The organism is Geobacillus sp. Sah69 (assembly GCF_001414205.1).
In the GTDB taxonomy this organism is placed as follows: Bacteria; Bacillota; Bacilli; order Bacillales; family Anoxybacillaceae; genus Geobacillus; species Geobacillus stearothermophilus.
The window spans coordinates 1-22,972 of record NZ_LLKS01000035.1 but is presented as its reverse complement, the minus strand read 5'-3'; the positions used below and the strand labels follow the sequence as shown (position 1 = coordinate 22,972).

Sequence of the window (22,972 nt, the reverse complement as noted above, 5' to 3'; positions counted from 1 at the left end):
GAAAAATGCAGGAAACTCCTGCATATTCTCATGTTCATTGTACCATATCCGCCGTCAGCGGTCGACGGCCGTTTCGATCGTTTCTGTTTTTGTCGGCTTGGCGACTCCCTCATACTCATATACTTTGCCGATATAAAGCGCCGCCGGCGTGTACAGAACAAGCCATTGGGCGATGAGCAGACAAATCGCCTGAATCGCGACAAGCTTCCATAACAGCTCTTCGATCCGCTTCATGACGAACAACCCCGCCTTCCGTTTTTTCTAGCAGTATTCCACGCCGTCGCCTTATTTATTCCCTTCTCTTCAAGCTGCCGTTCGAAGCTGTGGCGGATGAGCTGGACGCGATCTTGCGAGGCGAGGCCGGCAAACTCGACCGCCATTCTCGCCCCGCTGTGCTCGTCGACAGCCATGCGGACGACCGTCGCCTTCGTGCGCACATAATGACAGTCGCCGGAGCGCATCGTCAGCACGAGCCAAAGCTCGACTGACATGCCGGGGCGCAGAAGCGGCGCGTGCGTCATCGGAATGTAAAGAGCGGCCCCGCCTGCGCTAATATCGGCTGTCATCGTCACAAACGGGGCAAACTCGCCTCCACCAAGCGGGTGGACGGCAGCGTCAACATTCGCTCTCACCCGCACATAGCGGCGGCGCTGAATGCGGATGACATATTCGTCGCCTTGGTAATCCAAGACCACCATTGGCAACGGATCATGCACTTTCCCTTTTACCTCGGTGTCAAACATGTATAACGCTCCTTCTTGGCTGACAAAACTTGCCTTAAACTGCATCCCGTTTAACAAATACACTGTTTTTCCCGTCTGCTCGTCAACGGGGTAGCCAATATGGATCGCCCCGCCATCGACGGCAAGCACTTTGCTTCGGTATTGGCGTGCCGAGCCATCAAGCGGCTCAAGCCGAATCGGATCCCCAATTTTGATCATCATGTTTCCGCTTCCCCTTTTCAGCTGGATGCCGTTTTTGTACGATCATTATACCACAGAGTGGGCGCTTGAGGCGGACGGAAACAAAAAGGAAGCCATGGTCTCAGGCCTCCCTCTGTTTTCATTCGTAATTCGGTTCGACGCTTTCAAGCTTTTCCACTTTTTCCTCTATGCCGGTTGACGCGTTCATAAACAGCTGATACGTATCATCACCGAGCGTCCCTAAAAACTCGTAGCAAAGCACTGGCTTTTGCAAGTCGTTCATAATGACCGCCTGGCGCTGTTCCATTACCTTTAGATGCGGATTCAACTTTTTCTTCACTTCTTCGGCAGTGATCGCCGGTTTCGGCAGCGGGCGCGGGATGGACGACGACAAATAGTCGCGCGCCGTAAAGCCGACGACATGGCCGTTGTCAAGCGCCACTTTCATTTGGATCGCTTCCGGGTAGATGCGGACGCCGTTTTCGCTTTTCACAAACGTGAGCACGGCGACGTTATCGTACTGTGTGCTGTCATACAGCTCAAACCCGGTGAATTTGTGCCGCTTCAAAAACGCCATTCCGCGGTTGGCCGCCTCATGCAGGCTGATCGTCGGTTTGCCAACCGGCCGGCTGTTTAACACCCAAATTGGATAGCCGCCGTTTTTCGTTATATCCATGTAAATATCGCCTTTTGTTTTCGGATCGTGAATCGTCAAACTGTAAAAGCGTTCGTCGGCCCCTTTGCCGCTTTTCGTCACCTTGATCTTCTCCGTTCCTTTCAAGCCGAGAAAATCGCGTGCGATCCGCTTTGCTTCATCTTTGGAAACCGGGCGGCCCTTCGCGCGGACGAATCCTTTTTCCTCGTTGGCCAGGCCGATGAATGACGGACCAAACTCGGACGAACTTGAGAACGTATCAACATTTTTTTCAACCGCTTTGAAGCCGTCAATGATGATGTTGTCTTCTTTTTGATCGTTCGTTGCCAGCGCCAGTTCGACGTCCATCCAGCGCAAATTGTTTTCCAAGACTAAATGCTGCACATTGCGCAGCTCTTGGCGGATCGCCCCGGCACTTTTATACAGCCCTTGCAGCGTCTTATACTCTTCTTTTGTCAACGGCTCCTCTTGCAAATCACGCACTGCGGTCCGGTAGGTGAATTCACCGATTTGCGACAAAAATTCTTGCGTTTTGTTAAACGGCAAAAGCGACAGCGGCAGCTGGCCGACATCGGAATGGGCTTCCGAGGCAATTTTCCATATTTCAGCGAGCGCCGGCGACAATGACGCATGCGAGTTCATCGCCAGCGTGGCGCCCAGTTTATCGTGAAGCAAGTCAATTTGATAGGCCAGATCGTGAAAGGCGCGCTGATAGTTGTTCTCCGTATGAATCAAGATCGCATTTTTCTCTTGATGCTCGCGGTAGCCCCAGTAACCAGTGCCGACGACAGCGACGACAAGCGCTGCAATCAGTAAGTTTCGCACCATCTCGTCTCCCTCCTTTTATTTGCAAAAAATATGGTTTCCAATTCGCTTGATTTGCGGCCGGCTCCAAATCCAAGCGCTTGTCGCCGTCGCCGGATTAAAGTAGTAAATGGCCCCGTCGGTCGGGTCCCAGCCGTTGATGGCATCGAGCACCGCTTTTTTCGCCGTTTCGTTCGGCGTCAGCCAAATTTGTCCGTCGGCCACTGCGGTGAACGCCCCAGGCTGAAAGATCACCCCGGCAACCGTGTCCGGAAACGACGGGTGTTCGATCCGATTCAAAATGACGGCCGCGACGGCTACTTGCCCGATGTACGGCTCACCGCGCGCCTCGCCGTAGACAGCATTCGCCATGAGTCGAATGTCATTTTGCGAAAACCCTTTCGGCACATTGGATGCTGTCGTTTTCACCGTTCGCCTGCCGCCTCCGCCGCGCTTTTTCACCTGCTGGCTGAGCGGAATGCCGCCGTAATGGGTGAACTCGTTTCCTTGACGGATTTGCTCTTTCACAAACGACTCGTAATATTTCGATGCGTTCACGAGCTTTCGTTTCGTCTCGGCGCCGGCCAGACCATCGACCGGCAGCCCGTATTCGTATTGAAAGTTGCGCAGCGCCCAATACGTGCGCCAGCCGAACACGCCGTCAATCTTTCCGTTGTAAAAGCCGAGATACTGCAGCCGCGCCTGCAATTCAATGACATCGTCGCCAACCGCGCCACGCTGAATCACCTGCGGGGAAAAAGCAGCCGCATGGCCGGCCGGATGCATCCATGTCATCAGGCCGATCAACATGAGCATGACCAATTTCCTTGTCATATGCAAACCTCCCGTCAACCATCGCCGTTTTTACCCCTATTTTTCTTCAACTTCTCCTTTTTATGCAGAAAAAACAAAAAAAGCCAAGCATGTTACGCCTGGCTTTTCACGGATGGCATCTTCTCAACGCGGACGGATTCTTTCGCTTGTTTCACTTTGCGCAACGCCACCCACCATAAGATGAGCATGAACGGCCCCATGTAATACCCCCACTGCTTTTGGGCGAGCAGAATCCAGTCGTAAACGCCGTGAAGGAAAAACGGCAGCAAAAACGACGCCCATAAATAATAGCGGCGCTTTCGGCCGGCAAATTTGGCTTTGCCAAAATAAAACCCCATAATGACGGCAAACAGGGCATGGCTTGAGACCGGCAAGAGCGCCCGGGCGATTGCCGTGTCCACTCCGTTGGCGAGCAAATACAAAATGTTTTCGAGCGTCGCAAATCCGAGCGAAACGCTGGCGCTGTACACAATGCCGTCATACGGCTCATCAAATTCGTCATGGTCGTAGACAAAAAAATAGACGACAAACCATTTGACGAACTCCTCAAGCAGCGCCGCCGAGAAAAACGCCTCGGCAGCCGGCGAGGAGACGATCCCTTCGGCAGCGAGCACATACTCAATAAACATAATCGGAAAAACGAGCAAGGCGCCGAAAAAAAACATGCGCAGCACAAAGGAGAGCGGCTCGGCCTCATACTCGTCCTTTAAATAAAAATAGCTAAGCAGCGCCACCCCGGGGGCGACGCCGGCAGAAATCAACGAAAACATGCCGATCCCCGTTTCTTTGTCGGTTTATCTCTATCGTACCACGAAACAGAGCGATGAAAAAGACGAAATTGCCAAGCGGCCCGCCGACCTAATAGGCGAACAAGCCGTCAACGGCGGCACCGGCGGCGAGAGCGACGGCGAGCTTGATGCGCGCTTTTTTCGCGTCATAGTCGCTGCCGAGAATGACCCCTTTTTTATGCAAATCATAGGCGCTTCCCACGTAATCGTACGTTGTATACACCGCCCCCTCCTCAGCGCTCGTCGTCACCACGACCTTAATCCCGTCGTTGACGGCCTTGACGATTTCATCCACCATGTTCGGCGCCACTTGCCCGCGGCCGACTCCTTCAAGCACGATTCCGGCGACGCCGCTTTCCCGGGCCGCTTTAATAAACTTGCCGTCCGCCTCCACGTAACATTTCACAATGTCGACAGGCGGAAGCGGATGCACGAGCCGGAAATGCTCGCGCCGGATCGGCTTTTGGTACACGTGCACTTCATCGTTGTCGATAATGCCCAAATAGCCGAACCCGAATGCGTTGAACCCTTGAATGTTGGAAGCATGCTCCTTTTTCACATATTTCGCAGCAAAAATGCGCTCGTTGAATACGACAACCGTCCCCGCCCCGCGCAGCGTTTCAGCGCACGCGGCATAAATGGCATGGCGGATGTTGATATACACATCGCTCCCTAAATCAAACGGAGCCCGCTGCGAGCCGGTGACGACGATCGTCCGCGGATCGTCAATGGTCAAATCAAGAAAATACGCTGTTTCCTCGAGCGCGTCCGTCCCGTGGGTGACGACGATGCCATCCACAGACGAATCGGCGAAATGCGCCTCAATCCGCCTTTTCAATTCAAGCCAATGCGAAAACGTCAAATGCATGCTCGGGAGCTGAAACACGCTCTCAACCACCACTTCAATTTCCTTTGGCAAATGGCAGAGCGAAGCGAGCTCTTCGCCGCTCAATGCCCCGGCCTTTAGGCGGCCGGAGCGCTCATTTCGTTTGCTGGCAATCGTGCCGCCAGTCGTCAGCAGCACAACTTTCCGTTCAGCCACATTCGTCACCCTCACTTTCCCGTTTTCCATCACAGCGCCCGTTTCCGCCGTGCGGATGCAAGTATAGCGGCTTTCGGGCCGCCGCTTCCCGCTCGCGCCGGGCGATGCAGGCGGCGATAGCGTCCCCATGGAAACGGCCGTTTTCAATAAAAATTTCGTTCGCATTATTGCCGGCCGCAATCACCCCGGCGATAAACACCCCTGGGACGTTCGTTTCCATCGTTTCCGGGTCGTAGTGCGGCCGGCCGCTGTCCGGATCGACGCCGACGCCGATGTTCATTAAAAAGCGATGGTCCGGATGGTAGCCGGTCATAGCGAACACGAAATCATTTTTGATCGTTTTCGTCTCCCCGTTCACTTCGTAAATGACCGCATCTTCCGTGATCTCTTTCACATGGGCATGAAATTCCATGCGAATGACGCCTTTTTTCACAAGGGCGTCAAATTCCGGCAAAATCCACGGCTTAATGCTTTTGGAATATTCCCCGCCCCGGTAGAGAACCGTCACGCGCGCCCCGGCTTTGACGAGCTCCATCGCCGCATCGACGCTCGAGTTTTTGCCGCCGATGACAACACAGTCCGTGTTGAAGTACGGATGCGCTTCTTTAAAGTAATGCATCACTTTCGGCAACTCTTCCCCCGGCACGTTCATATAGTTCGGATGGCCGTAATAGCCGGTGGCGATGACGACGTACTGCGCGCGGTACGTCCCTTTTGTCGTTTCAATCAGAAATGCTCCATCTGCCTGCGGCTTGACGGTTTTCACTTCTTCAAAAGCATTGACGCGCACTTGCTTGCGAACCACGACTTCCCGGTAATAAGCGAGCGCTTGATTTCGCGTCGGCTTCCGGTTTTCTGTAATAAACGGCACCCCGCCGATCTCGAGCCGGTCGCTCGTACTGAAAAACGTCTGATGCGTCGGAAAACGGTAAATCGAATGGACGATGTTCCCTTTTTCGATTACAAGCGGCGAAAACCCGGCGTCTTGCAAGGCAATCGCCGCCGCCAGCCCGCACGGTCCGCCGCCGACGATGATGATTGTTTCTTTCCTCATGTTTTTGTCACCTCGCACGAAGCAAAAAATCCCCTATCTTATGATAGGGGATTTCGCGAAAGCTTGCAAACATCACTTGCTTGCTCGCCTCACACCCAGCCGCGGAATCGGCACGCTTCCGCCATTTTGCGAACGCCGACCATGTAAGCGGCAAGTCGCATGTCGACGCGGCGCGTCTGCGCCATTTCATACACGTTATTGAACGCTTTGACCATCACTTTTTCAAGCCGCTGTTCCACTTCTTCTTCCGTCCAATAGTACCCTTGGTTGTTTTGCACCCATTCGAAGTACGACACCGTCACGCCGCCGGCGCTCGCCAGCACGTCCGGGACGAGCAAAATGCCACGTTGCGTCAAAATTTCCGTCGCCTCGAGCGTCGTCGGCCCGTTCGCCGCCTCGACGACGATGCTCGCCTTAATGCGCGGGGCGTTTTCAGCCGTAATTTGGTTTTCGATGGCCGCCGGCACTAAAATATCGCAATCGAGCTCAAGAAGCTCTTTGTTCGAAGTCGTATTTTTAAACAGCTTCGTCACCGTGCCAAAGCTGTCGCGCCGTTCGAGCAGATAGTCGATGTCAAGGCCGTTCGGATCGTACAGCGCGCCGTACACATCAGAAATGCCGACGACTTTCGCTCCGGCGTCGTGCAAAAATTTGGCCAAATAGCTGCCGGCGTTGCCGAACCCTTGGACGACGACGCGCGCGCCTTCGAGCGACAGGCCGCGTTTTTTCGCCGCTTCACGAATGCAAATCGTCACTCCTTTGGCCGTCGCCGTTTCCCGGCCATGCGAACCGCCGAGGACAAGCGGTTTCCCGGTGATGAAGCCCGGCGAATCGAACTCGCGGATGCGGCTGTACTCATCCATCATCCACGCCATAATTTGCGAGTTTGTAAACACATCCGGCGCCGGAATGTCTTTTGTCGGCCCTACGATTTGGCTGATAGCGCGCACGTAGCCGCGGCTTAAACGCTCCAGTTCGCGGAACGACATCGTGCGTGGGTCGCAGACGATCCCGCCTTTGCCGCCGCCATACGGCAAGTCGACGATGCCGCACTTTAAGCTCATCCAAATCGACAGCGCTTTCACTTCGCGCTCGGTGACGTCTGGATGGAAGCGCACCCCGCCTTTCGTCGGGCCGACGGCATCGTTATGCTGCGCCCGGTAGCCGGTAAAAATTTTCACCGATCCGTCATCCATGCGCACCGGAATGCGAACGGTCAGCACGCGGATCGGCTCTTTCAAGAGCTCATACACCTCTTCCGGATAGCCAAGCTTTTCCAACGCTCTATGTATAACAATTTGTGTCGACGCCAGCACGTCGTATTGTTGCCCCTTATCTTCCGTATGCTTATCGGCTGCCATACGTAAACCTCCTATAAGCTCGCTATAATAGTTTGTCGCCTTCCATGTCATAGTATACACCTTCTGTCGGCATCTGCAAAGGAAAAATGATGAAACGCGCGAACCGCTTTATGGAAGCCTTTCGCGCGAAAAAATAGACTCCTTGTCCATATAAAGGAGTCTTGGCTGCGCCCTAGTTGGCCCGAAAATAGTGAACGAGCTGCGCAATGGCGCGCCGTTCGATCAACTGTTTTCCATATTCTTGCACACGGTGTATCGTTATCGTGGCCGGGTTGCCAAACTCGGCCAGCAAGGCGACAAAGTTGTCGAGCGGAATCGGCGGTTCCTCGGCAACGTGCAAGTAAAAGCGGCCTTGGTACGAATAAAGCGTGCCGTCGAGGCAGCCGACCGCATGCAGGCGATGAGCGAGCTGGATGACATCTTCGAACGCTTGGAATTCGTAAAATATGTCATCGCTCTCATCGAGCGTTACCTGCATCTCAATGTAATCGTCGGCGAATTCTTCTTCCATGTCGTCGTAGTCGCCTTCATTCGTGACGATAACGACCATGCCCTGTGCCGGTAAAGAGTAGACTTCGACCGCGATCGATCCGTTCACCTCAAAGCCGAGCTCTTCGCTCGCTTCCTCGATCATATCGCGGAACAGCTGATGGACTTTAAACGTGTCCTTCCACAAATCGTCTTTCGTCAACCCGCGGTCCAGCAAATCGTCAAACGTCAAGAAAATTTTAATTTTGTTGTGGGTCAAGCGCTCAAGACGCATCGACACCCCTCCTTACCTACAGAGCCATCTCTTACCGTTATTGTATGACGCAATCGGCAATTGGTTCGTTTATTGTGTTTATTGTTATTAATGAGTTTACATCGTTTTCCCGGTTTTAGACAAGCATTTTTTCTCGGGTGTCGGTTTTCCGGGCACAATCGTGATGAGATGAGTCTCTGCCGGCGCTCCGAGGCGAAGCGGCACCCCGGTCGTCCCGTAGCCGTTACTCGTTAACACCGCCGTGCTGCCCTGCCATTTGAGCCCTCCCTCCTGCTAAAGCCGATCATCTTTGGTCAATCGGCGGTCTCTCATCGTCATCATACCATAAAAAAAGGAAAAAACGAAAAAAAGCGCCGCCAGCGGCCAATGAAACCGAAACGCCCAATAAAAATGGCCGAGCGCCGCCAAACTAGCCACCCATTCCCCGACACGAAACCGCCGGCCGGACAACAGGCGCACCGTCCCGCCGACTGCCGCGCGGATGAGCGCCCCGTTGGCAGCCGTCCCGAACCAAAAGCAAACGAGCGCAAGCCATGTCCGCAGCGGGGCAAACAGCAAATCGGTCAAAAACCGCTCCAGCGAGAACGGCTCGAGCGGCGGCAGCCAGCGAAAAAACAAATACGTGCACAAAACAGCGGCCATGGCGGTCATCGATAGACGGCCCATGGTTTCCTCCTTAGCCCGATCCTCATTATTCGTCATGGCAAACAGGCATGAACGACATGGCTCCATCATACATATAGACTGAACTTTGCCAAAAAAGGGGGGGGTTTTATGTTTACGACGCGCAAACAATATGAGCCGTACATCAGCCCGTTTGACCCGTGCCCGCCGATCCGCGTCAAAACGTACGTCACCGCGCCCAACTTGTATGTCGGCTTCCAACCGCCGAATTTGCCGCAGTTTCCGCTGCGCGAGGCGTTGATGAAAGGAACGCTCTGGCAAGTGTTTTACGATCCTTACTACAGCCCTTACGAAGGGAAAAGGTGATGGTTCATGAAACAAATGCCCAAGGAGTATTACGAGCAGCTTGAGGAGCTGCAAGCCGTCGATTTTGCCCTCGTCGAGCTGACGCTTTATTTGGACACCCACCCGAACGATTATCAAGCCATTCAACAGTTTAACCAGCTCGCGCAAAAGCGGAAGCAGCTGAAAAAACAGTTTGAAGCCGCCTATGGCCCGCTTGAGCAGTTCGGCCATAGCTATTCGAACTACCCGTGGAACTGGGACGACGCGCCTTGGCCTTGGCAAGTGTAGCTGATTCATCACGAACGCAAGGAGGAACGGATCATGTGGATTTATGAAAAAAAACTGCAATACCCGGTTCGCGTCAGCACGTGCAACCCGCGATTGGCGAAGTATTTAATCGAACAGTACGGCGGGGCGGACGGAGAGCTGGCGGCGGCGCTCCGTTACCTAAACCAGCGTTATACGCTGCCCCCGAAAGTGATCGGGCTGCTTAACGACATCGGCACCGAAGAACTCGCTCATTTGGAAATGATCGCGACAATGGTGTACAAACTGACGAAAGACGCGACGCCGGAGCAGCTGAAAGAAGCCGGCCTTGAGCCTCATTACGTCGATCATGAGCGCGCCCTCTTTTACCATAACGCCGCCGGCAACCCGTTTACGGCGACGTATATTCAAGCAAAAGGCGACCCCATCACCGACTTGTACGAAGACATCGCCGCTGAAGAGAAAGCGCGCGCCACCTACCAATGGATCATCAACATGAGCGACGATCCGGATTTAAACGATGGGCTCCGCTTTTTGCGCGAGCGGGAAATCATTCATGCGCAGCGATTCCGCGAAGCAGTGGAAATTTTGAAAGAAGAGCGCAACCAGAAAAAAATATTCTAAACAAAGCACAGCTGGATGGGCTCCCATTCAGCCGTTTTCATAATATAGGTTGATGTCGTACTCCCGCTTCAGCCATTCAAACAGCCGGTGACGCCCATTCCATTGTTCTTCATTTTTCCATAAATCGATGCTTTTCTGGATAATTTCGCAACGGAGGGCATGAAAGTCGTTTTCCGCCTTTTCACTTTTTCCTTTATAATAATAAACAGCCAGCCAATACACCGTACATAACAGGAGCAAGATGAAAAGGTGGGCCGGGGCGGCAAAAAACCAGGCGAATCGTTCACTCCACGCCGTGATCGCTGCAGCGTTGGCAATGATATAAAGAAGGAACGCGGCCAAGCCGGCCAACGCGGCCGCCTGCAAAAGCGTCGACCGCTTTTCAAGCCGCTCCCATTTTTTCTTTTTTTCAATGACGGCAAGCAACATTTCTTTTGTCACTTCATCGAGGGAAAATTCATCCGGAAACCGGGTCATGGCGCTCTCCCCTTGTCCGTATTCTATTGTCCATCATATGCGGGCAACAGACAGATTAGAACAAAGGGGAACGCGCGCGGCCATTTTTTCGGCCGGCGGGCGCAACCGCTTATTCCGTCTGAGCGGGGAACGGAATGCGCAGCGTTTGCCCCGGCTCGAGCCGGCTCGTTGACAAGCCGTTTTCTTTTTTGATGATCTCCATGGCGGCAGGCGTTCCGTAATATTTCATCGCAATGCTATAGAGCGTTTCGTTCGCCGCCACCACATGGGTGATGGTCTGCGCGTCGGATTCGCTTTTTGCCCCGTCACCCGCGGCGCGCTTCGGCTCTGATGTTTGTTCCGCCTTCGCGCCATCTTCTTGAATAATGCGCACCGTCTCCCGGCTGCCGCTTTCTTCATGGCGGACGACTGTGATCGTTCCAGGCTTTGACTGGGCATAGTAAACAGCCGTCACCGCAGCCGGCAGCGTTAAAAACAAAAACGCGAGCAAACGGATGGGAATGTATTTTCGTTTTTGCTCCTCTTTTTGCCGCCGCCGTTTTAGGCGCGATGGCGGCGCCCCCGCGCTTGACGCCGGGCGTTTTTTCCGCGCCAGGCGACCCGATGCCTCTTCCATCGCTTCACTCCCTTTCTTCCTCTGCCCCCCGTTTGAACCGAACATGTAAGGCAAGCACAAAATCGATCAAAAAGTGAGCGGTGATGGCGGCCCATAAGCTGTCAGTCTGCTCGTAAAGGACGCCGAGAAAGAGACTGAGCAGCACGACGACCATAAACAAAAACCATTTTTCCAAATACCGGACGTGCAGCACGGCAAAAATGGCGCTTGCCGCCCATAGCCCCCAATGCGTCTGCACAATGCCGCGAAACAGCCATTCTTCCGTCACCGCAATGAGCGCACATAAAAAAAAGAGATGCGGAATCGAGCGGCCGCGGAATATTTTTTCATTGACGCCGCCGTCATCATGCCAATCGTCCGGCAAATAGCGCATCGCCAAAAACTCGGCAGCGAGCACGAACGCCGCCCCGCCGGCTCCGTACACGAGCACATCGCGCAGCTCAAACTGCCAAAGCCGACGCCACTCCTCCCGAGCAAATAAAAACAGCGAGCTGCCGCCGGCCAAAAGCAGCAGCAACCCTTGCGTGATATAAAGATGGATGAGCACTTCGCGGTCTGTCATCTGTTTGATTTGTTCACTTTGCCGCCTCATCGCGCCGCCTCCCGCCAAAAAACATATGCCATAGCTCCTCGCGCCAAGGCCGGACGGGCGCCGGCTCGGGACGGCGCCCGTCCGCCATGAAACGGTCCGTCTCCAGGCCGCAGTTGTCGCAGCAAGCATCCGGTTTGTCCGATAGCTCCTCCCCGAACGCGCGGACAATCGCCGCGCGCCGGCATGAAGAGGCGTGCACCCATTCCTCCATTTCGCGCAATTTTTTGCGCTTCCAACGCCGCCGCGCCTCGATGGCAGCGGCCATCCGTTCATACAGCCGCTCCTTCGCCGCGGCCGTCAGCTGTTCGGGCGCCGCTGTTTGTCCCCATTCTAAAAAGTACGCCAACAGCCGTTTTTGTATGTCCGTAAATCCGCCGGCATCAACCATAGCGCGCCATCCACCGCCGATGGCGTCTTCCGGCAGCCGCCGGCACCACTCGCGGAGCGCAGTCGAGTCGGGAAGCTCCGCTTCGGCGACCGCCTGGGCGATCGCCCGGTCGCCGTCCGCGTAAAACAATACCGCAAGGCTTGGCGCCCCATCACGCCCGGCGCGCCCGATTTCCTGCACATACGCCTCAAGCTGGGCCGGCATATGAAAGTGAAGCACAAAACGGACGTTTCCTTTGTCCACCCCCATGCCGAACGCGCTTGTGCAACAAACGATGTCGAGCTCGTCATATAAAAACTGCTGCTGCACAAGCAGCCGTTGTTCCCCATCCATGCCGGCGTGGTAATAGGCGACCCGACCCGCCCCGTTTTGCGCCAGCCGGCGCGCCATTTCTTCAGCCCACTGCCGGCTTGAAAAGTACACGATCCCCGGTCCTCGGAGCCGTTTCGCGCATTCGGCCAAGCGCGCAGCTTTGTCCTCAACCGATAAGCAATGTTCCACCGCCAAGGCGATGTTCGGGCGGTCGACGGAATAAATATGGCGGCGCGTCCGCTCCATCCCGAGCGTGCGGATGATGTCCTCCTGCACTTCCGGCGTAGCCGTCGCCGTCAGCGCCAGACACGGCGGCGAACCGAGCGCATGGCGGACCGCTCCGAGCTTCAAAAAGTCCGGGCGAAAATCATAACCCCACTGTGAAATGCAATGCGCCTCATCGACGACAAACAACGAAACACGAGCGCGCCGGAGCGCCGCCAAAAACGTTTCAGATTGCAGCATTTCCGGTGAGGCATAAATAAAGCGAAAATCTGGAAGCGAGGCGAGGGCTTGCCATTTTTCTTCCGCATCGAGCAAACTATGGAACGCGACAACGCGCTTTTCACCGCGCCGGCGCAACTGCTCGACTTGATCTTCCATTAAGGAGACGAGCGGCGAGACAATGAGCACGCTCCCCGGGAGGAAATACGCCGGCAGCTGATAGCAAAGCGATTTGCCGCTTCCAGTCGGCAGCATCGCCAGCACATCGCGCCCGCTGAGCACGTCTTCGATCACATCGCGCTGTCCGGGCCGAAACGACGCGTGCCCGAACCGCTCAAGCAATGTTTTCGTTAATTCATCCAACGTCCCACTTCCTTTGCCAACACGAGCCGAATTTCAAAATAACTCGCTATTCCGCCAAGCGCCTCGCGAATACGCTTCAGCTTGTGCGTCCCGAGCGCCCGCGCCGCGGCCTGGATCGCCGCTGCCCTTTCAGCGGCGACAAACGGGTCGATCGAAAAATCGGGCACATTGGCGGCCAACTCGACGACATGATCCTCGATTGTACTTTTTTTCAAGCGCCGAAGGGCGGCGATTTCGTCGATCGTCTTTCCTTTTTGCAGCCATTCGTACGTTTTTTGCGCCGATTGTGTCAGCTGCACCGGCGCCAGCCCGGCCATCAGCTCGGCCATCACCGGGGCGCGCCCGGCTTCGGCTTCAGCCATCATATAATGAAGCGCGTTGCGAAACTGAAACTGCACATACAGCACATCCTTTTGCAGCCAAGCGGCAATTTGCTCCGCCGTCCAGCCGATGCGGCGGGCGCTTGTCAGCCGGAGCGCAAACACCGTCGCCGCTTCTTCAGAAACAGCCGCAAGCAGCCGGATGAGCTCGTCATAAAGCGCCCGCGCCAACGTTTGGCGCGATCCCTTGCCCAGCAAATACTGCTTCACCCATAACAGCGTCCGCTCGTCGCGGCAAATGGGGATAAAACGCTGTCCATGGGAGAGGTTGGACAGCGTCTGCCCAATGAGCGACAGCCGCTGCCAAAAAAGCGGCTCGACCTCATGGTAGCGCCAGCCGTTCACATAGCGGGGGAACGATGCCGCCTGTTCATCGAGCCAATGCCGCCCTTTTTCCGTCAATATATATGTCCGGTCATGGACGGGCGCGGCCCGCTGCTTCCGAACGAGCACGAGGGCCGCCTCCTCCAATCGGTCCATCGTCACGTCTTTCCATGTGCCGAAAAACGGCGCAAGTTGAAACCATTTGCAGTCTTGCAGCGTCTGGGCTGATTTTTTTCCAGACAACAAATGGTACACCGCTGCCAGCGTCCGTTCACCGTTTAGGCGGCGCAAGCAGTGGGCAAGCAAAAACGAGGCGTAACCGTGCCGCATCTTTGATTCCTCCCCACCTCTATTGTAACAAAAATCGCACAAGCCGTTTGCAATGAAAAAACGATTTTGGAACAAAAATAAACAAGGGACATATGTGTAAAAATACAGGAGAGCAATTTTTTAGTTGAAAAGCGGGACGAACGGTCTTATTATAAAAGTGAAAAGTTCATTTCCGAGCAGGCAACACGGAGATGACCCGTCCGTTTCCAAAAAATTGGGGAGGTTCGATTTTTATGCCAAAGTATACGATTGTCGATAAAGAAACATGTATTGCCTGCGGAGCATGCGGCGCGGCAGCTCCGGATATTTACGATTATGACGAGGACGGCATTGCCTACGTCACGCTTGACGACAACCAAGGGATTGTCGAAGTGCCGGACATTTTAATCGACGATATGATGGATGCGTTTGAAGGCTGCCCGACCGAGTCGATCAAAGTCGCTGACGAGCCGTTTAACGGCGATCCAAATAAATTCGACTGAAATCTCCCCTCTTGCCGAATCGGCAAGAGGGTTTTTTGACGAAAGCGTGAAAAAATGCCATTTGACAAGTGGCGCGCCGCAAGGGAACATGCTACAATAAGATTGTCTTGCCCGCCCTGGGCGCCGGCGGGCGAGTTTTCATGCGTACATAACAACCAAAAAAGGAGGAACGGGTTGTGGCATTCGAAAATAAAATTGTCGAAGCGTTTATCGAAATTCCAACCGGCAGCCAAAACAAATACGAGTTCGACAAAGAGCGGGGCGTTTTCAAACTCGACCGCGTCTTGTACTCCCCGATGTTTTACCCGGCTGAGTACGGCTACTTGCAAAATACGCTGGCGCTCGATGGCGACCCGCTCGACATTTTGGTCATCACAACGAATCCGACATTCCCGGGCTGCGTCATCGATACGCGCGTCATCGGCTTTTTGAACATGGTCGACAGCGGTGAGGAGGACGCGAAGCTCATCGGCGTGCCAGTCGAAGACCCGCGCTTTGATGAAGTCCGCTCGATTGAAGACCTGCCGCAGCACAAGCTGAAAGAAATCGCCCACTTCTTTGAACGGTACAAAGACTTGCAAGGCAAGCGGACGGAAATCGGCACATGGGAAGGGCCGGAAGCTGCGGCAAAACTGATCGATGAGTGCATCGCCCGCTACAACGAACAAAACAAAAAATAATCGCCTAAAACGTTGTACATCCAATGCGAACCTCAGCTATTTCCGAACAATCCCGCCTATATCTTTGGATATGGGCGGTTTTCTTTTGGAAACACGAACATTCCCCAAAACAGAAAGCGTTGTCATTGGTATGACTTCTTCGCTTTCCATTGACAGAAAGCGCTTTGCTATGTTAAATTATTAGAAATTTAACATCTTCGAAACAGAAAGGGGCACCTGCTGTGGTTCGCGTACTCGTTTCCGATGCCATTAGCGAAGAAGGCTTGGCGCCGCTCCGCACATCGGCGCACATCGACATCGTTCAAAAAAACGTGAGCGAAGCGGAGGACGAATTGCACACGTTTGACGCCTTGCTTGTGCGCAGCGCAACGAAAGTGACGGAAGAATTGTTGGCGAAAATGCCGAAGCTGAAAATTGTCGGCCGCGCCGGGGTCGGCGTCGACAACATTGACGTCGACGCCGCGACGAAACGCGGCATTGTCGTCATTAACGCGCCGAACGGCAATACGATTTCCGCCGCAGAGCATACGTTTGCCATGATGGCTGCGCTCGTCCGCCGCATCCCGCAAGCGCACATTTCTGTCAAATCGCGGGAATGGAACCGCTCGGCGTTTGTCGGCAACGAGCTGTTCGGCAAGAAATTGGGCATCATCGGCTTCGGCCGCATCGGATCAGAAGTAGCAAAGCGGGCACGGGCGTTCGGCATGACCGTGCACGTCTACGACCCGTTTTTGACGAAAGAGCGGGCGGAGAAGCTCGGCGTCTCCATCCATTCACTTGATGAGGTGCTGGCAGTCGCCGACATCATCACCGTTCATACACCGCTGACGAAAGAAACAAGAGGCTTGCTTGGCACGGAAAATTTGGCAAAGACGAAAAAAGGGGTATACTTAATCAACTGTGCTCGCGGCGGCATTATTGATGAGCAGGCGCTCATTCCGTTTTTGGAAAGCGGCCATGTCGCCGGTGTCGCTCTCGACGTCTTTGAACAGGAGCCCCCGGGCGACCACCCGCTGCTGGCGTTTGATAATGTCATCGTTACGCCGCATTTAGGGGCGTCGACGGTTGAAGCGCAACTGAACGTCGCCACCCAAGTCGCTGAAGAGCTGCTCCACTTTTTTGAAGGGCAACCGGTCACATCATCGATCAACCTGCCGGCGCTGTCGAAAGACGTCTATGAGAAAATTCAAGCATTCTATCATTTAGGCCGAAAGCTCGGTTTAATTGCTTCGCAGTTTATGAACATTCCGGTTCAAGAGCTGTCGGTCACCTACGCCGGCACGGTCGCCGATTTGGAAACGACGTACATCACTCGCAGCTTGCTTGCCGGCTTCCTGCGGCCGCGCGTCGCTTCCACCGTCAATGAGGTAAACGCCGCCATGGTCGCCAAAGAGCGCGGCATCACATACGGCGAAAAATTCTCTGATGAGACGCACGGCTATGCAAACTGCATTTCGCTCACTGTCCATGGCGAGAACAAAACGTTTACGATCAAAGGAACGCATGTGCCGAACTACGGCGACCGCATCGTCCATTTTGACGGCGTCACGATCGATTTCGCGCCGGAAGGCCATCTCCTTTACATTCAGCACCACGACCGCCCGGGGATGATCGGGAAAGTCGGGAACGTGCTCGGGGCGCATAACGTCAACATCGCCACAATGCAAGTCGGCCGCCAAGAAGCGGGCGGAAAAGCCATGATGATCCTATCGCTCGACAAACCAGTCGATGACGCGGTATTAAAAGCGCTGGCGCAAATTGACGATATTGAAACCGTCAAACGGCTCGAAGCGTAACGAAAACAAAAAAAGCAGGGTTCCCAAACGGGAAGCCTGCTTTTTTTCATCGTTGGCGGCGCAGCGCCTTGCAACAGGCGCCCATGGCTGCCTTCTGTGCATGGCGGCCTGTTTCCGCCGTCCATTCTGCTTCTCATATTTCGCAACCTTTGCATAATATACAAAAAAACACCCCGGATATTCGTATCAAAATAATTTTTATACAAAAATTGTAAAATAACTAATTTTTATTCGGTCAAATCGGGCTTATTTCGAATTTTTATTCAAGGTGCGAAATGTGAGCTGCTTAACCGAGCGGCACCGCTTTCCGCTCGCCTTTCGAGAACGTCATGAGTTCGGTATAGCCGACGCTGCGGGCGAGTTCAACCGCCTTGTCAAAGTCGGCGCCGACATCGCCCGGCACGTGCGCGTCCGAGGACAACACGATCGGAATGCCTTTGTCATAGCACATTTGCAGCAGCCGCGGATCGGGATACAGCTCGCCGACCGGCTTGCGCAGCCCGGCCGTGCTGATCTCGACGCACGTCTTCGAATTGGCGAGCGCTGTCGTCGCCCGGTCGTATTGCTCAAGCAAAAACTCTTCATCTTCCGGAACGTATTTAAAAATTTTCACCAAATCCAAATGGCCGATAATATCAAATAAGTTCGACTCGGCGAGCGTTACGACTTGGTCAAAGTATTTGCGATATGTATCATACAAATCGCGCCGTTCCCATTCACGGCGGAACTCGACTAAGTCGATGCCGAAATCGCCGACCCAATGGATCGAACCGATGACATAGTCAAACTCGTACGAGCGGATAAACGCAGCCATTTCCTCATGTTTGCCGGGAGTGTAATCCATTTCAATCGACATTTTCACGTCGATTCCGGCATCCCACGCTTCGTGGAACAAGCGGACATAGTCGGCCATATCGTAGCACCGGCGCGCCTCCACCCACGGGTTGGACAAAATGTTTTTCGTTTGGTAAAAATGATACGCATGCTCGGAAATGCCAAAATGCTGAATGCCTTTTTTCGCGGCTTCATCGGTGAACTGGCGCAAATAATCGAGCGTCAGCGTCCCCCGCTCCAAATGGTTGTGATAATCAGTCAGCACAGTGTTTCTCCCCTCCTGCTGTTTTTTTCATTATAACGCATCACCGCAAGAAAGGACAACCGTTTGGCGAATCATCACCCAATCATCCGTTCGCGCCGACGAGAAACAACAGCCCGACGCATACCGCGACGCCGGCGACCGCCAAGAGCCGTGTCATGAGATCATCCATCTGCCACCCCTCCTTGCCTTCTTTGCGCCATATATGTCTTATGCCAATATCATCTCCGATAGAACAACAAAGTGAAGATCGTAACAAAACGACGCAAACGGCGGCGGCTACCAGCCGGCCGCCATCAACAGAGCGTTCGGCCCGGCCGGCACGCGGATTCGCATTCCAACCGGATACGGGCCCAAGTTCGACAACCCGTCAGCCGCAAACGTCACCTCACGGAAGCCAAACTCTTTCGCTGTCAGCAGCACAGCCTCCGCCATGCGCGCCGCGTCCTCTTCATGTGGCTGAGCGGTCAGCTGAATCCGGACCATCGCATGCCGCGCATCCATATCAGCCAGCTCCACGTTTACTCCCGGCGGAATGGCCGGCTCGAGCCCGCGGATCGTCGATGTTTTCATCTGCTTCAGCGCCTTCGAAAACGTGCGAGCGCTGCCCGGCGCCGGAACGAGCACTGTATAGCCGAACGAAGCGCTGTTTTTATCATACATTCGCTGCCGCTCCTTGATTTTTGTCGCTTTTACCATTCCGAGCGCCGGCAACTCAAGCCCTTCCTTCTCTCCGGTGAAAAAGCGGAGGCGCCGCTCCCCCATTTGCCGCGCTGTTTCGACGAGGGCGTCGACAAACAGCTTCTGCTCTTTGCGGCTGGCCGAAAACACGCGGTGCTGAGCCGGGACGTGCACCATCCATTCCCCCGTCCCCCCGGCGGCCGGCTGAATGACCACTCCATCAAACCAAGCGGACGCCGCCCGCAGCGGAGAGCGCCCAAGCACGCGCAGCGCTGCCGTGAACCGCTCTTCGGGGGCCAATCGGCCGCTGAGCGGAACCGCCACTGGCACCACCCGGCCGTTTGCCGCATCAGGCAAGCCGACCACCATGACGCCGGCATCTTCCTGCGCCGGCGTCGCATCAGCGGCCATTATCGTCTCAACTTGGGGGGGAGCGCTCTCGGCTCCTAGCGTTTTGACGGTAGAGGATCGCTGCTGCTGTTCCGCGCGCTCCGGAGCGGCCGCATTCATTCCGACAGCAACAACCGCAAGAAAGAGGGCCATCGATGCCGCCGAAAGCCAACGCCGTCTCCAGCGCATCTTGCGCTGGGTGCGCTGAAGCCGTTCGTAAACATCTTCTTTTGTGCGCCGGTCTTTCACCATGGGCAGCTGCTCAAGGCTATGTTCGATGCATCGCTCATTCCAGGGAAATTTTTTCATGCCGCCACTCCTCCCGTTCGGCCTCTTCCTCCATATGTTGTTTCAGCGCCTTCAGCGCGCGGTGCTGCGTTGTTTTCACTTTGCTTTCCGTCCAGCCGAGCGCGGCTGCCGTTTCAGCAATCGACAGCGACTGGATGAATCGGAGGACGAGCACAAGCTGTTGGTCGACCGTGCAGCGCGCCAAGCAGCGGTACATGAGTTGAATTTCCTCGTTTTGAATCGCGATTTCCTCCGGCATCGGCTCGTCAGCGCCGAGCTGCTCCTCGCTCCACTCCGATGCCTTCACCCACTGGCGTCGTTTTTGCTTGCGAAAAAAATCGATCGCCACATGGCGCGCAATGGACAGCAGCCACGTCTTTTCACTACATTGCCCTTTAAACCGTTTGTACGAACGCAGCACTTTCACATACACTTCTTGCACTAAATCTTCGGCATGCTCTCGATTTCGCACCATGTAATATAAAAAAATCATCGTGATATTGTTCGTACAACTGTTCAAAAACGGGGTCCATCGTGTCTCTCCCCCTATTCGTTTCCATGGACCAAAGCCGAACCATTCCATTATCTTCATGATAACGGGTCTCATGCAAAAAGGGAACCATTTTTTTGGACGAAAAAGGAAGACGGCCGAGCGAACCGGCTATCGCTCGGCAAAGAGCGGAAAAAAGAGGCGGCCGGCTCGCTTCCGCAATTCGCCCTCTGCCGCCCGGTCATAGCTGATCAAAAACGACGTCGCCGGACCACCAGAGGCAAAGAGCGGCAGCGGGCAGGCGCAAGCCCGCCCTTGGCGGCCGTTGGCGGCCGACAGTTGCATCCATTCGTAGTAAATGCCTTTGGAACCGATCGGGACGAGCTCATAAACAGACGGAGAGGCGAGAAGCTCAACAAACAGCGAAAGCGGCGCGACCCATTGAGGATGCGCCAGCACGGCCGGGCCGACGAGCGGGCGGCCGATGACGGCAAACTTCGCTCCCTCCGGCGTGACGCCGATCCGCTTCCGTTCGGCCGCCACCGTTCCGACCGCCATCACGCCAAGCGCCGACTGGACGGTGGAAAAATTCGATTCCGTGCTGCCGGTGACCGGAAGGCGAAGAGAAAGTTCATGGCAGACTCGTTCAATGCCGCGGCAAAGCGCTTCCCATCGGTCATCCCCCATAAAGTTTTGCAAGACGACGGCGTTTGCTTCCGCCCCGACACTCAGCAATTCCATCAAGGCGACGCGGGCGGCAAAATATGCGACCGTCTCCGCCGGAGCATGCACCGTATCACCCGGCTTGTCCCCGACCGCCGCCGAGCCGTCGACGGCAATGGCGAGCTCTCTGCCTTCGGTCAATGGAAGGAAGAGCACATCACGCATGCGGCGCCCCCGCCTTCGCCATCAAACGGGCAGCCGCCGGGGCAACGGCCAGCGCGATCAACACGTTGACCAAAGCGGCGGCGGAAAGCGGCGGAATGACGGCAAGCACAAACGGCCAGCCGAACGAACCCACTAGCGGCAGCGGGGCTAACAACGCATTGCCGATGAAAAAGGCGGCGGCGCTGCCTATTTTCCATCCCCGCTGATGCAGTACAGCGAACAGCGCGCCGAGCCCGGCCATTTCCAATGCGACAAGCCAATGGAACGGGCCGAGCGGCCACCCGCCGACCACCGCCGAAATAAGGTGCCCCAGCCCTGCAACCGCCGCTCCGGCGCGCGGACCAAGGATGGCGGCGGCAACGAGCGCCGGAGCGCTGTCTAACGCGATGCTGCCGACAAACGTCGGCAGCTTGATGAACGACCCGGCGACCGAAAGCGCCAAACAAATAGCCATCCAAGCGAGGCGGCGGCTCATTGCTTCTCCTCCTTGTCGCGGAACACAATGGCGCTCCGCTCATATTCGATATCCTTCACCCCTAAGCGGGCGTTCACAACCCGGGCGGCAGCGAACAAATAGTCGGACAGGCGGTTCATATATTTCAGAACAACGTCGTTGATCGGCTCCGCTTTTTGCAACGAAACGATGCAGCGCTCCGCCCTTCTTATCACCGTGCGCGCCAGATGAAGCGCGGCAGCCGCCTTCGACCCTCCCGGCAAAATAAACTTTTCAAGCGGCGGCGCCTCTTGGACATAGGCGTCAATGCGCTGCTCCAAAAAGGCGACCATCTCCTCGGTCGCTTTATACGGCAGCTTGCCGTTGACGATGGCCAAGTCGCCGCCGCAGTCAAACAGTTCATGCTGAATTTTTTGCAATTCGGCGCAAAGATCGTGAAACCGTTCATCGTCAGCGAGCAGAGCCAGCGCCCAGCCGATGAACGAGTTCGCCTCATCGATCGTCCCATACGCCTCGACGCGCAAATGATCTTTATCGACGCGCCCGCCGATTAAGCTTGTTTTTCCTTTGTCTCCAGTCCGCGTATACAATTTCATAATTCCTCTCCCCTTTATTTTAAGGTATTGTCAAAAGTTTATCCTCCACACTCACGGTTTTCCCTTGAGTTTCAACGGTTGGAAGAAAAAAAGCTTGCCACCCCCGTTGTTTTCGGCCATCATTGAGGTAACGACACCCAACAGCCAAAACAAAGGAGTGACAAGCTTTGTTACCTCAATTATTAGCCTATTTGCTCGAAATAATCAAGACCCAATATCAAATCATTGTGTATTTGATGGGTGTGATCGTGGGAAAATCCTTGAATCTCGAGGACTTGGACGAACCCATCCAAAAGCCGTACCGGAAACTTCAGGTCGATGACCTTCCGATCATCGATGTGCCGGAAACCCTTGATTACCGGAAGCTGTTGGCAGACTATGAAGCCCAGCACGGACGTCCTTTACGGCCCATCCAGCGCCGCGCGAATGCGAAACACCGTGTTCCGGATTCGTTGACCTGCCCTCGCTGCCAGGCTCCCTCTTCTTACCTGTACGCCAATAACGGCGGAAAAGGGCAATACCAATGCAAAGTGTGCCAGTGCCGGTTCAACCACCGAAATCGGTTCACCAAGCAAGCGGTCTTTCGCTGCCCGCACTGCAAAAAGACGCTGGAAAAGATCAAGGAACGCAAAGAATACCACATCTATAAGTGCAAGAACAACGATTGCCCGTTTTACCAGGCCAACCTTCGCCGGATGACCAAGAAGGAGCGCCAACAGTTTCAACAGGCTCCTCAAGCCTTCAAGGTGCGGTATTTGTTTCGAGAGTTCTTGTTTGACTTTCTCCCGTTGGCTTCCTCGTCGCCCATCCTGTCTCTTATA

Annotated in this window: 26 protein-coding genes and 3 pseudogenes; 7 read left to right on the top strand and 22 right to left on the bottom strand. The window is 54.9% G+C overall.

The window, feature by feature from the left end; all coding sequences use genetic code 11:
* Window positions 1–54: 54 nt before the first annotated feature.
* The 11 genes and pseudogenes from AP057_RS08965 to AP057_RS08920 all read right to left on the bottom strand — a co-directional run bounded on the left by AP057_RS08965 (window position 55) and on the right by AP057_RS08920 (window position 8,890).
* Window positions 55–234 (bottom strand): YpfB family protein, encoded by a 180-nt coding sequence (locus AP057_RS08965; RefSeq protein ID WP_033010533.1) that lies wholly within the window; start codon window positions 232–234, stop codon window positions 55–57.
* On the bottom strand, window positions 231–941 hold the full coding sequence (locus AP057_RS08960) for a flagellar brake protein (protein WP_055358600.1): 711 nt from the start codon (window positions 939–941) through the stop codon (window positions 231–233). The genes AP057_RS08965 and AP057_RS08960 overlap by 4 nt, the downstream gene beginning before the upstream one ends.
* Window positions 942–1,062: 121 nt before the next feature.
* Window positions 1,063–2,406, bottom strand: coding sequence for a germination protein YpeB (gene ypeB, locus AP057_RS08955; RefSeq protein ID WP_055358571.1), 1,344 nt, complete (start codon window positions 2,404–2,406; stop codon window positions 1,063–1,065).
* Between the two features lie 15 nt (window positions 2,407–2,421).
* A complete protein-coding gene (gene sleB, locus AP057_RS08950) occupies window positions 2,422–3,216 on the bottom strand; it encodes a spore cortex-lytic enzyme (protein ID WP_055358570.1) in 795 nt (264 codons plus the stop codon).
* A 92-nt stretch (window positions 3,217–3,308) separates the two neighbouring features.
* Complete coding sequence (prsW, locus tag AP057_RS08945; protein WP_044744941.1) at window positions 3,309–3,986, bottom strand: glutamic-type intramembrane protease PrsW; 678 nt, start codon at window positions 3,984–3,986, stop codon at window positions 3,309–3,311.
* An 88-nt stretch (window positions 3,987–4,074) separates the two neighbouring features.
* On the bottom strand, window positions 4,075–5,046 hold the full coding sequence (locus tag AP057_RS08940) for an asparaginase (RefSeq protein ID WP_055358599.1): 972 nt from the start codon (window positions 5,044–5,046) through the stop codon (window positions 4,075–4,077).
* A gap of 70 nt (window positions 5,047–5,116) precedes the next feature.
* Window positions 5,117–6,100: pseudogene (locus AP057_RS08935) on the bottom strand (YpdA family putative bacillithiol disulfide reductase); the annotation flags it as partial.
* An 89-nt stretch (window positions 6,101–6,189) separates the two neighbouring features.
* Complete coding sequence (locus AP057_RS08930) at window positions 6,190–7,461, bottom strand: Glu/Leu/Phe/Val dehydrogenase (protein WP_055358569.1); 1,272 nt, start codon at window positions 7,459–7,461, stop codon at window positions 6,190–6,192.
* Between the two features lie 172 nt (window positions 7,462–7,633).
* Window positions 7,634–8,224, bottom strand: a complete 591-nt coding sequence (locus tag AP057_RS08925) for a genetic competence negative regulator (protein ID WP_033013981.1) — start codon at window positions 8,222–8,224, stop codon at window positions 7,634–7,636.
* Between the two features lie 96 nt (window positions 8,225–8,320).
* Window positions 8,321–8,461, bottom strand: coding sequence for a hypothetical protein (locus tag AP057_RS16305; protein WP_369813960.1), 141 nt, complete (start codon window positions 8,459–8,461; stop codon window positions 8,321–8,323).
* Window positions 8,462–8,497: 36 nt separating this feature from the next.
* Complete coding sequence (locus AP057_RS08920; protein WP_044730990.1) at window positions 8,498–8,890, bottom strand: hypothetical protein; 393 nt, start codon at window positions 8,888–8,890, stop codon at window positions 8,498–8,500.
* A gap of 108 nt (window positions 8,891–8,998) precedes the next feature.
* On the opposite strand from AP057_RS08920, the gene AP057_RS08915 reads away from it, so the two are divergent.
* Genes AP057_RS08915 through AP057_RS08905 form a run of 3 tightly spaced genes read left to right on the top strand, consistent with a single transcriptional unit; the run spans window position 8,999 to window position 10,084 of the window.
* The gene (locus AP057_RS08915; protein WP_121649939.1) at window positions 8,999–9,214 is read left to right on the top strand and encodes a spore coat associated protein CotJA; all 216 of its coding nucleotides are present in this window, start codon (window positions 8,999–9,001) and stop codon (window positions 9,212–9,214) included.
* 6 nt (window positions 9,215–9,220) lie between these two features.
* A complete protein-coding gene (locus AP057_RS08910) occupies window positions 9,221–9,481 on the top strand; it encodes a spore coat protein CotJB (RefSeq protein WP_031408620.1) in 261 nt (86 codons plus the stop codon).
* A 33-nt stretch (window positions 9,482–9,514) separates the two neighbouring features.
* Window positions 9,515–10,084 carry a manganese catalase family protein gene (locus tag AP057_RS08905; RefSeq protein WP_033010523.1) on the top strand — a complete coding sequence of 190 codons (570 nt, stop codon included), beginning with the start codon at window positions 9,515–9,517 and terminating at the stop codon, window positions 10,082–10,084.
* Between the two features lie 27 nt (window positions 10,085–10,111).
* Here the strand turns inward: AP057_RS08905 and AP057_RS08900 are convergent, their stop codons facing one another.
* The 5 genes from AP057_RS08900 to AP057_RS08880 all read right to left on the bottom strand — a co-directional run bounded on the left by AP057_RS08900 (window position 10,112) and on the right by AP057_RS08880 (window position 14,310).
* Window positions 10,112–10,561 (bottom strand): YpbF family protein, encoded by a 450-nt coding sequence (locus AP057_RS08900; protein ID WP_055358568.1) that lies wholly within the window; start codon window positions 10,559–10,561, stop codon window positions 10,112–10,114.
* A 109-nt stretch (window positions 10,562–10,670) separates the two neighbouring features.
* Entirely contained in the window at window positions 10,671–11,177 is a 507-nt protein-coding gene (locus tag AP057_RS08895; RefSeq protein WP_033013975.1) for a LysM peptidoglycan-binding domain-containing protein, read from the bottom strand.
* Between the two features lie 4 nt (window positions 11,178–11,181).
* Entirely contained in the window at window positions 11,182–11,769 is a 588-nt protein-coding gene (locus AP057_RS08890; protein ID WP_033013974.1) for a CPBP family intramembrane glutamic endopeptidase, read from the bottom strand.
* A complete protein-coding gene (locus AP057_RS08885; protein ID WP_055358567.1) occupies window positions 11,753–13,276 on the bottom strand; it encodes an ATP-dependent DNA helicase RecQ in 1,524 nt (507 codons plus the stop codon). Before AP057_RS08885 ends, AP057_RS08890 begins: the two co-directional genes overlap by 17 nt.
* Window positions 13,264–14,310 (bottom strand): helix-turn-helix domain-containing protein, encoded by a 1,047-nt coding sequence (locus AP057_RS08880; protein WP_055358566.1) that lies wholly within the window; start codon window positions 14,308–14,310, stop codon window positions 13,264–13,266. The genes AP057_RS08885 and AP057_RS08880 overlap by 13 nt, the downstream gene beginning before the upstream one ends.
* Before the next feature lie 233 nt (window positions 14,311–14,543).
* Here AP057_RS08880 and AP057_RS08875 point away from each other — a divergent pair, with 233 nt between their 5' ends.
* The 3 genes from AP057_RS08875 to serA all read left to right on the top strand — a co-directional run bounded on the left by AP057_RS08875 (window position 14,544) and on the right by serA (window position 17,268).
* Complete coding sequence (locus AP057_RS08875; RefSeq protein WP_049626684.1) at window positions 14,544–14,792, top strand: ferredoxin; 249 nt, start codon at window positions 14,544–14,546, stop codon at window positions 14,790–14,792.
* A gap of 176 nt (window positions 14,793–14,968) precedes the next feature.
* Entirely contained in the window at window positions 14,969–15,472 is a 504-nt protein-coding gene (locus tag AP057_RS08870) for an inorganic diphosphatase (RefSeq protein ID WP_020754674.1), read from the top strand.
* 221 nt (window positions 15,473–15,693) lie between these two features.
* The gene (gene serA / locus AP057_RS08865) at window positions 15,694–17,268 is read left to right on the top strand and encodes a phosphoglycerate dehydrogenase (protein ID WP_047818613.1); all 1,575 of its coding nucleotides are present in this window, start codon (window positions 15,694–15,696) and stop codon (window positions 17,266–17,268) included.
* A gap of 286 nt (window positions 17,269–17,554) precedes the next feature.
* On the opposite strand, the gene AP057_RS08860 is transcribed toward serA, so the two are convergent.
* The 6 genes and pseudogenes from AP057_RS08860 to AP057_RS08835 form a co-directional block, all read right to left on the bottom strand.
* The gene (locus AP057_RS08860; protein WP_055358565.1) at window positions 17,555–18,367 is read right to left on the bottom strand and encodes a histidinol-phosphatase; all 813 of its coding nucleotides are present in this window, start codon (window positions 18,365–18,367) and stop codon (window positions 17,555–17,557) included.
* Between the two features lie 276 nt (window positions 18,368–18,643).
* Window positions 18,644–19,744 (bottom strand): hypothetical protein, encoded by a 1,101-nt coding sequence (locus AP057_RS08855; RefSeq protein WP_049626756.1) that lies wholly within the window; start codon window positions 19,742–19,744, stop codon window positions 18,644–18,646.
* Window positions 19,722–20,256 (bottom strand): annotated as a pseudogene (sigX, locus tag AP057_RS08850) (RNA polymerase sigma factor SigX). The gene AP057_RS08855 and the pseudogene sigX overlap by 23 nt, the downstream one beginning before the upstream one ends.
* A 128-nt stretch (window positions 20,257–20,384) precedes the next feature.
* On the bottom strand, window positions 20,385–21,101 hold the full coding sequence (locus tag AP057_RS08845) for an AIR synthase related protein (RefSeq protein ID WP_055358564.1): 717 nt from the start codon (window positions 21,099–21,101) through the stop codon (window positions 20,385–20,387).
* A complete protein-coding gene (locus tag AP057_RS08840) occupies window positions 21,094–21,576 on the bottom strand; it encodes an ECF transporter S component (protein ID WP_055358563.1) in 483 nt (160 codons plus the stop codon). The genes AP057_RS08845 and AP057_RS08840 overlap by 8 nt, the downstream gene beginning before the upstream one ends.
* Window positions 21,573–22,151: a cob(I)yrinic acid a,c-diamide adenosyltransferase gene (locus AP057_RS08835; protein WP_055358562.1), complete on the bottom strand. Its 579-nt coding sequence runs from the start codon at window positions 22,149–22,151 to the stop codon at window positions 21,573–21,575. The genes AP057_RS08840 and AP057_RS08835 overlap by 4 nt, the downstream gene beginning before the upstream one ends.
* Window positions 22,152–22,318: 167 nt before the next feature.
* On the opposite strand from AP057_RS08835, the pseudogene AP057_RS08830 reads away from it, so the two are divergent.
* Window positions 22,319–22,972 (top strand): annotated as a pseudogene (locus AP057_RS08830) (transposase); the annotation flags it as partial.

Excerpts from the sequence above, each read along its gene's own strand:
- AP057_RS08965 (WP_033010533.1), bottom strand. The coding sequence starts at position 234 with ATGAAGCGGATCGAAGAGCTGTTATGGAAGCTTGTCGCGATTCAGGCG.
- AP057_RS08960 (WP_055358600.1), bottom strand. The coding sequence starts at position 941 with ATGATCAAAATTGGGGATCCGATTCGGCTTGAGCCGCTTGATGGCTCG.
- ypeB (WP_055358571.1), bottom strand. The coding sequence starts at position 2,406 with ATGGTGCGAAACTTACTGATTGCAGCGCTTGTCGTCGCTGTCGTCGGC.
- sleB (WP_055358570.1), bottom strand. The coding sequence starts at position 3,216 with ATGACAAGGAAATTGGTCATGCTCATGTTGATCGGCCTGATGACATGG.
- prsW (WP_044744941.1), bottom strand. The coding sequence starts at position 3,986 with ATGTTTTCGTTGATTTCTGCCGGCGTCGCCCCCGGGGTGGCGCTGCTT.
- AP057_RS08930 (WP_055358569.1), bottom strand. The coding sequence starts at position 7,461 with ATGGCAGCCGATAAGCATACGGAAGATAAGGGGCAACAATACGACGTG.
- AP057_RS08925 (WP_033013981.1), bottom strand. The coding sequence starts at position 8,224 with ATGCGTCTTGAGCGCTTGACCCACAACAAAATTAAAATTTTCTTGACG.
- AP057_RS08920 (WP_044730990.1), bottom strand. The coding sequence starts at position 8,890 with ATGGGCCGTCTATCGATGACCGCCATGGCCGCTGTTTTGTGCACGTAT.
- AP057_RS08915 (WP_121649939.1), top strand. The coding sequence starts at position 8,999 with ATGTTTACGACGCGCAAACAATATGAGCCGTACATCAGCCCGTTTGAC.
- AP057_RS08910 (WP_031408620.1), top strand. The coding sequence starts at position 9,221 with ATGAAACAAATGCCCAAGGAGTATTACGAGCAGCTTGAGGAGCTGCAA.
- AP057_RS08905 (WP_033010523.1), top strand. The coding sequence starts at position 9,515 with ATGTGGATTTATGAAAAAAAACTGCAATACCCGGTTCGCGTCAGCACG.
- AP057_RS08900 (WP_055358568.1), bottom strand. The coding sequence starts at position 10,561 with ATGACCCGGTTTCCGGATGAATTTTCCCTCGATGAAGTGACAAAAGAA.
- AP057_RS08895 (WP_033013975.1), bottom strand. The coding sequence starts at position 11,177 with ATGGAAGAGGCATCGGGTCGCCTGGCGCGGAAAAAACGCCCGGCGTCA.
- AP057_RS08890 (WP_033013974.1), bottom strand. The coding sequence starts at position 11,769 with ATGAGGCGGCAAAGTGAACAAATCAAACAGATGACAGACCGCGAAGTG.
- AP057_RS08880 (WP_055358566.1), bottom strand. The coding sequence starts at position 14,310 with ATGCGGCACGGTTACGCCTCGTTTTTGCTTGCCCACTGCTTGCGCCGC.
- AP057_RS08875 (WP_049626684.1), top strand. The coding sequence starts at position 14,544 with ATGCCAAAGTATACGATTGTCGATAAAGAAACATGTATTGCCTGCGGA.
- AP057_RS08855 (WP_049626756.1), bottom strand. The coding sequence starts at position 19,744 with ATGAAAAAATTTCCCTGGAATGAGCGATGCATCGAACATAGCCTTGAG.
- AP057_RS08845 (WP_055358564.1), bottom strand. The coding sequence starts at position 21,101 with ATGCGTGATGTGCTCTTCCTTCCATTGACCGAAGGCAGAGAGCTCGCC.
- AP057_RS08840 (WP_055358563.1), bottom strand. The coding sequence starts at position 21,576 with ATGAGCCGCCGCCTCGCTTGGATGGCTATTTGTTTGGCGCTTTCGGTC.
- AP057_RS08835 (WP_055358562.1), bottom strand. The coding sequence starts at position 22,151 with ATGAAATTGTATACGCGGACTGGAGACAAAGGAAAAACAAGCTTAATC.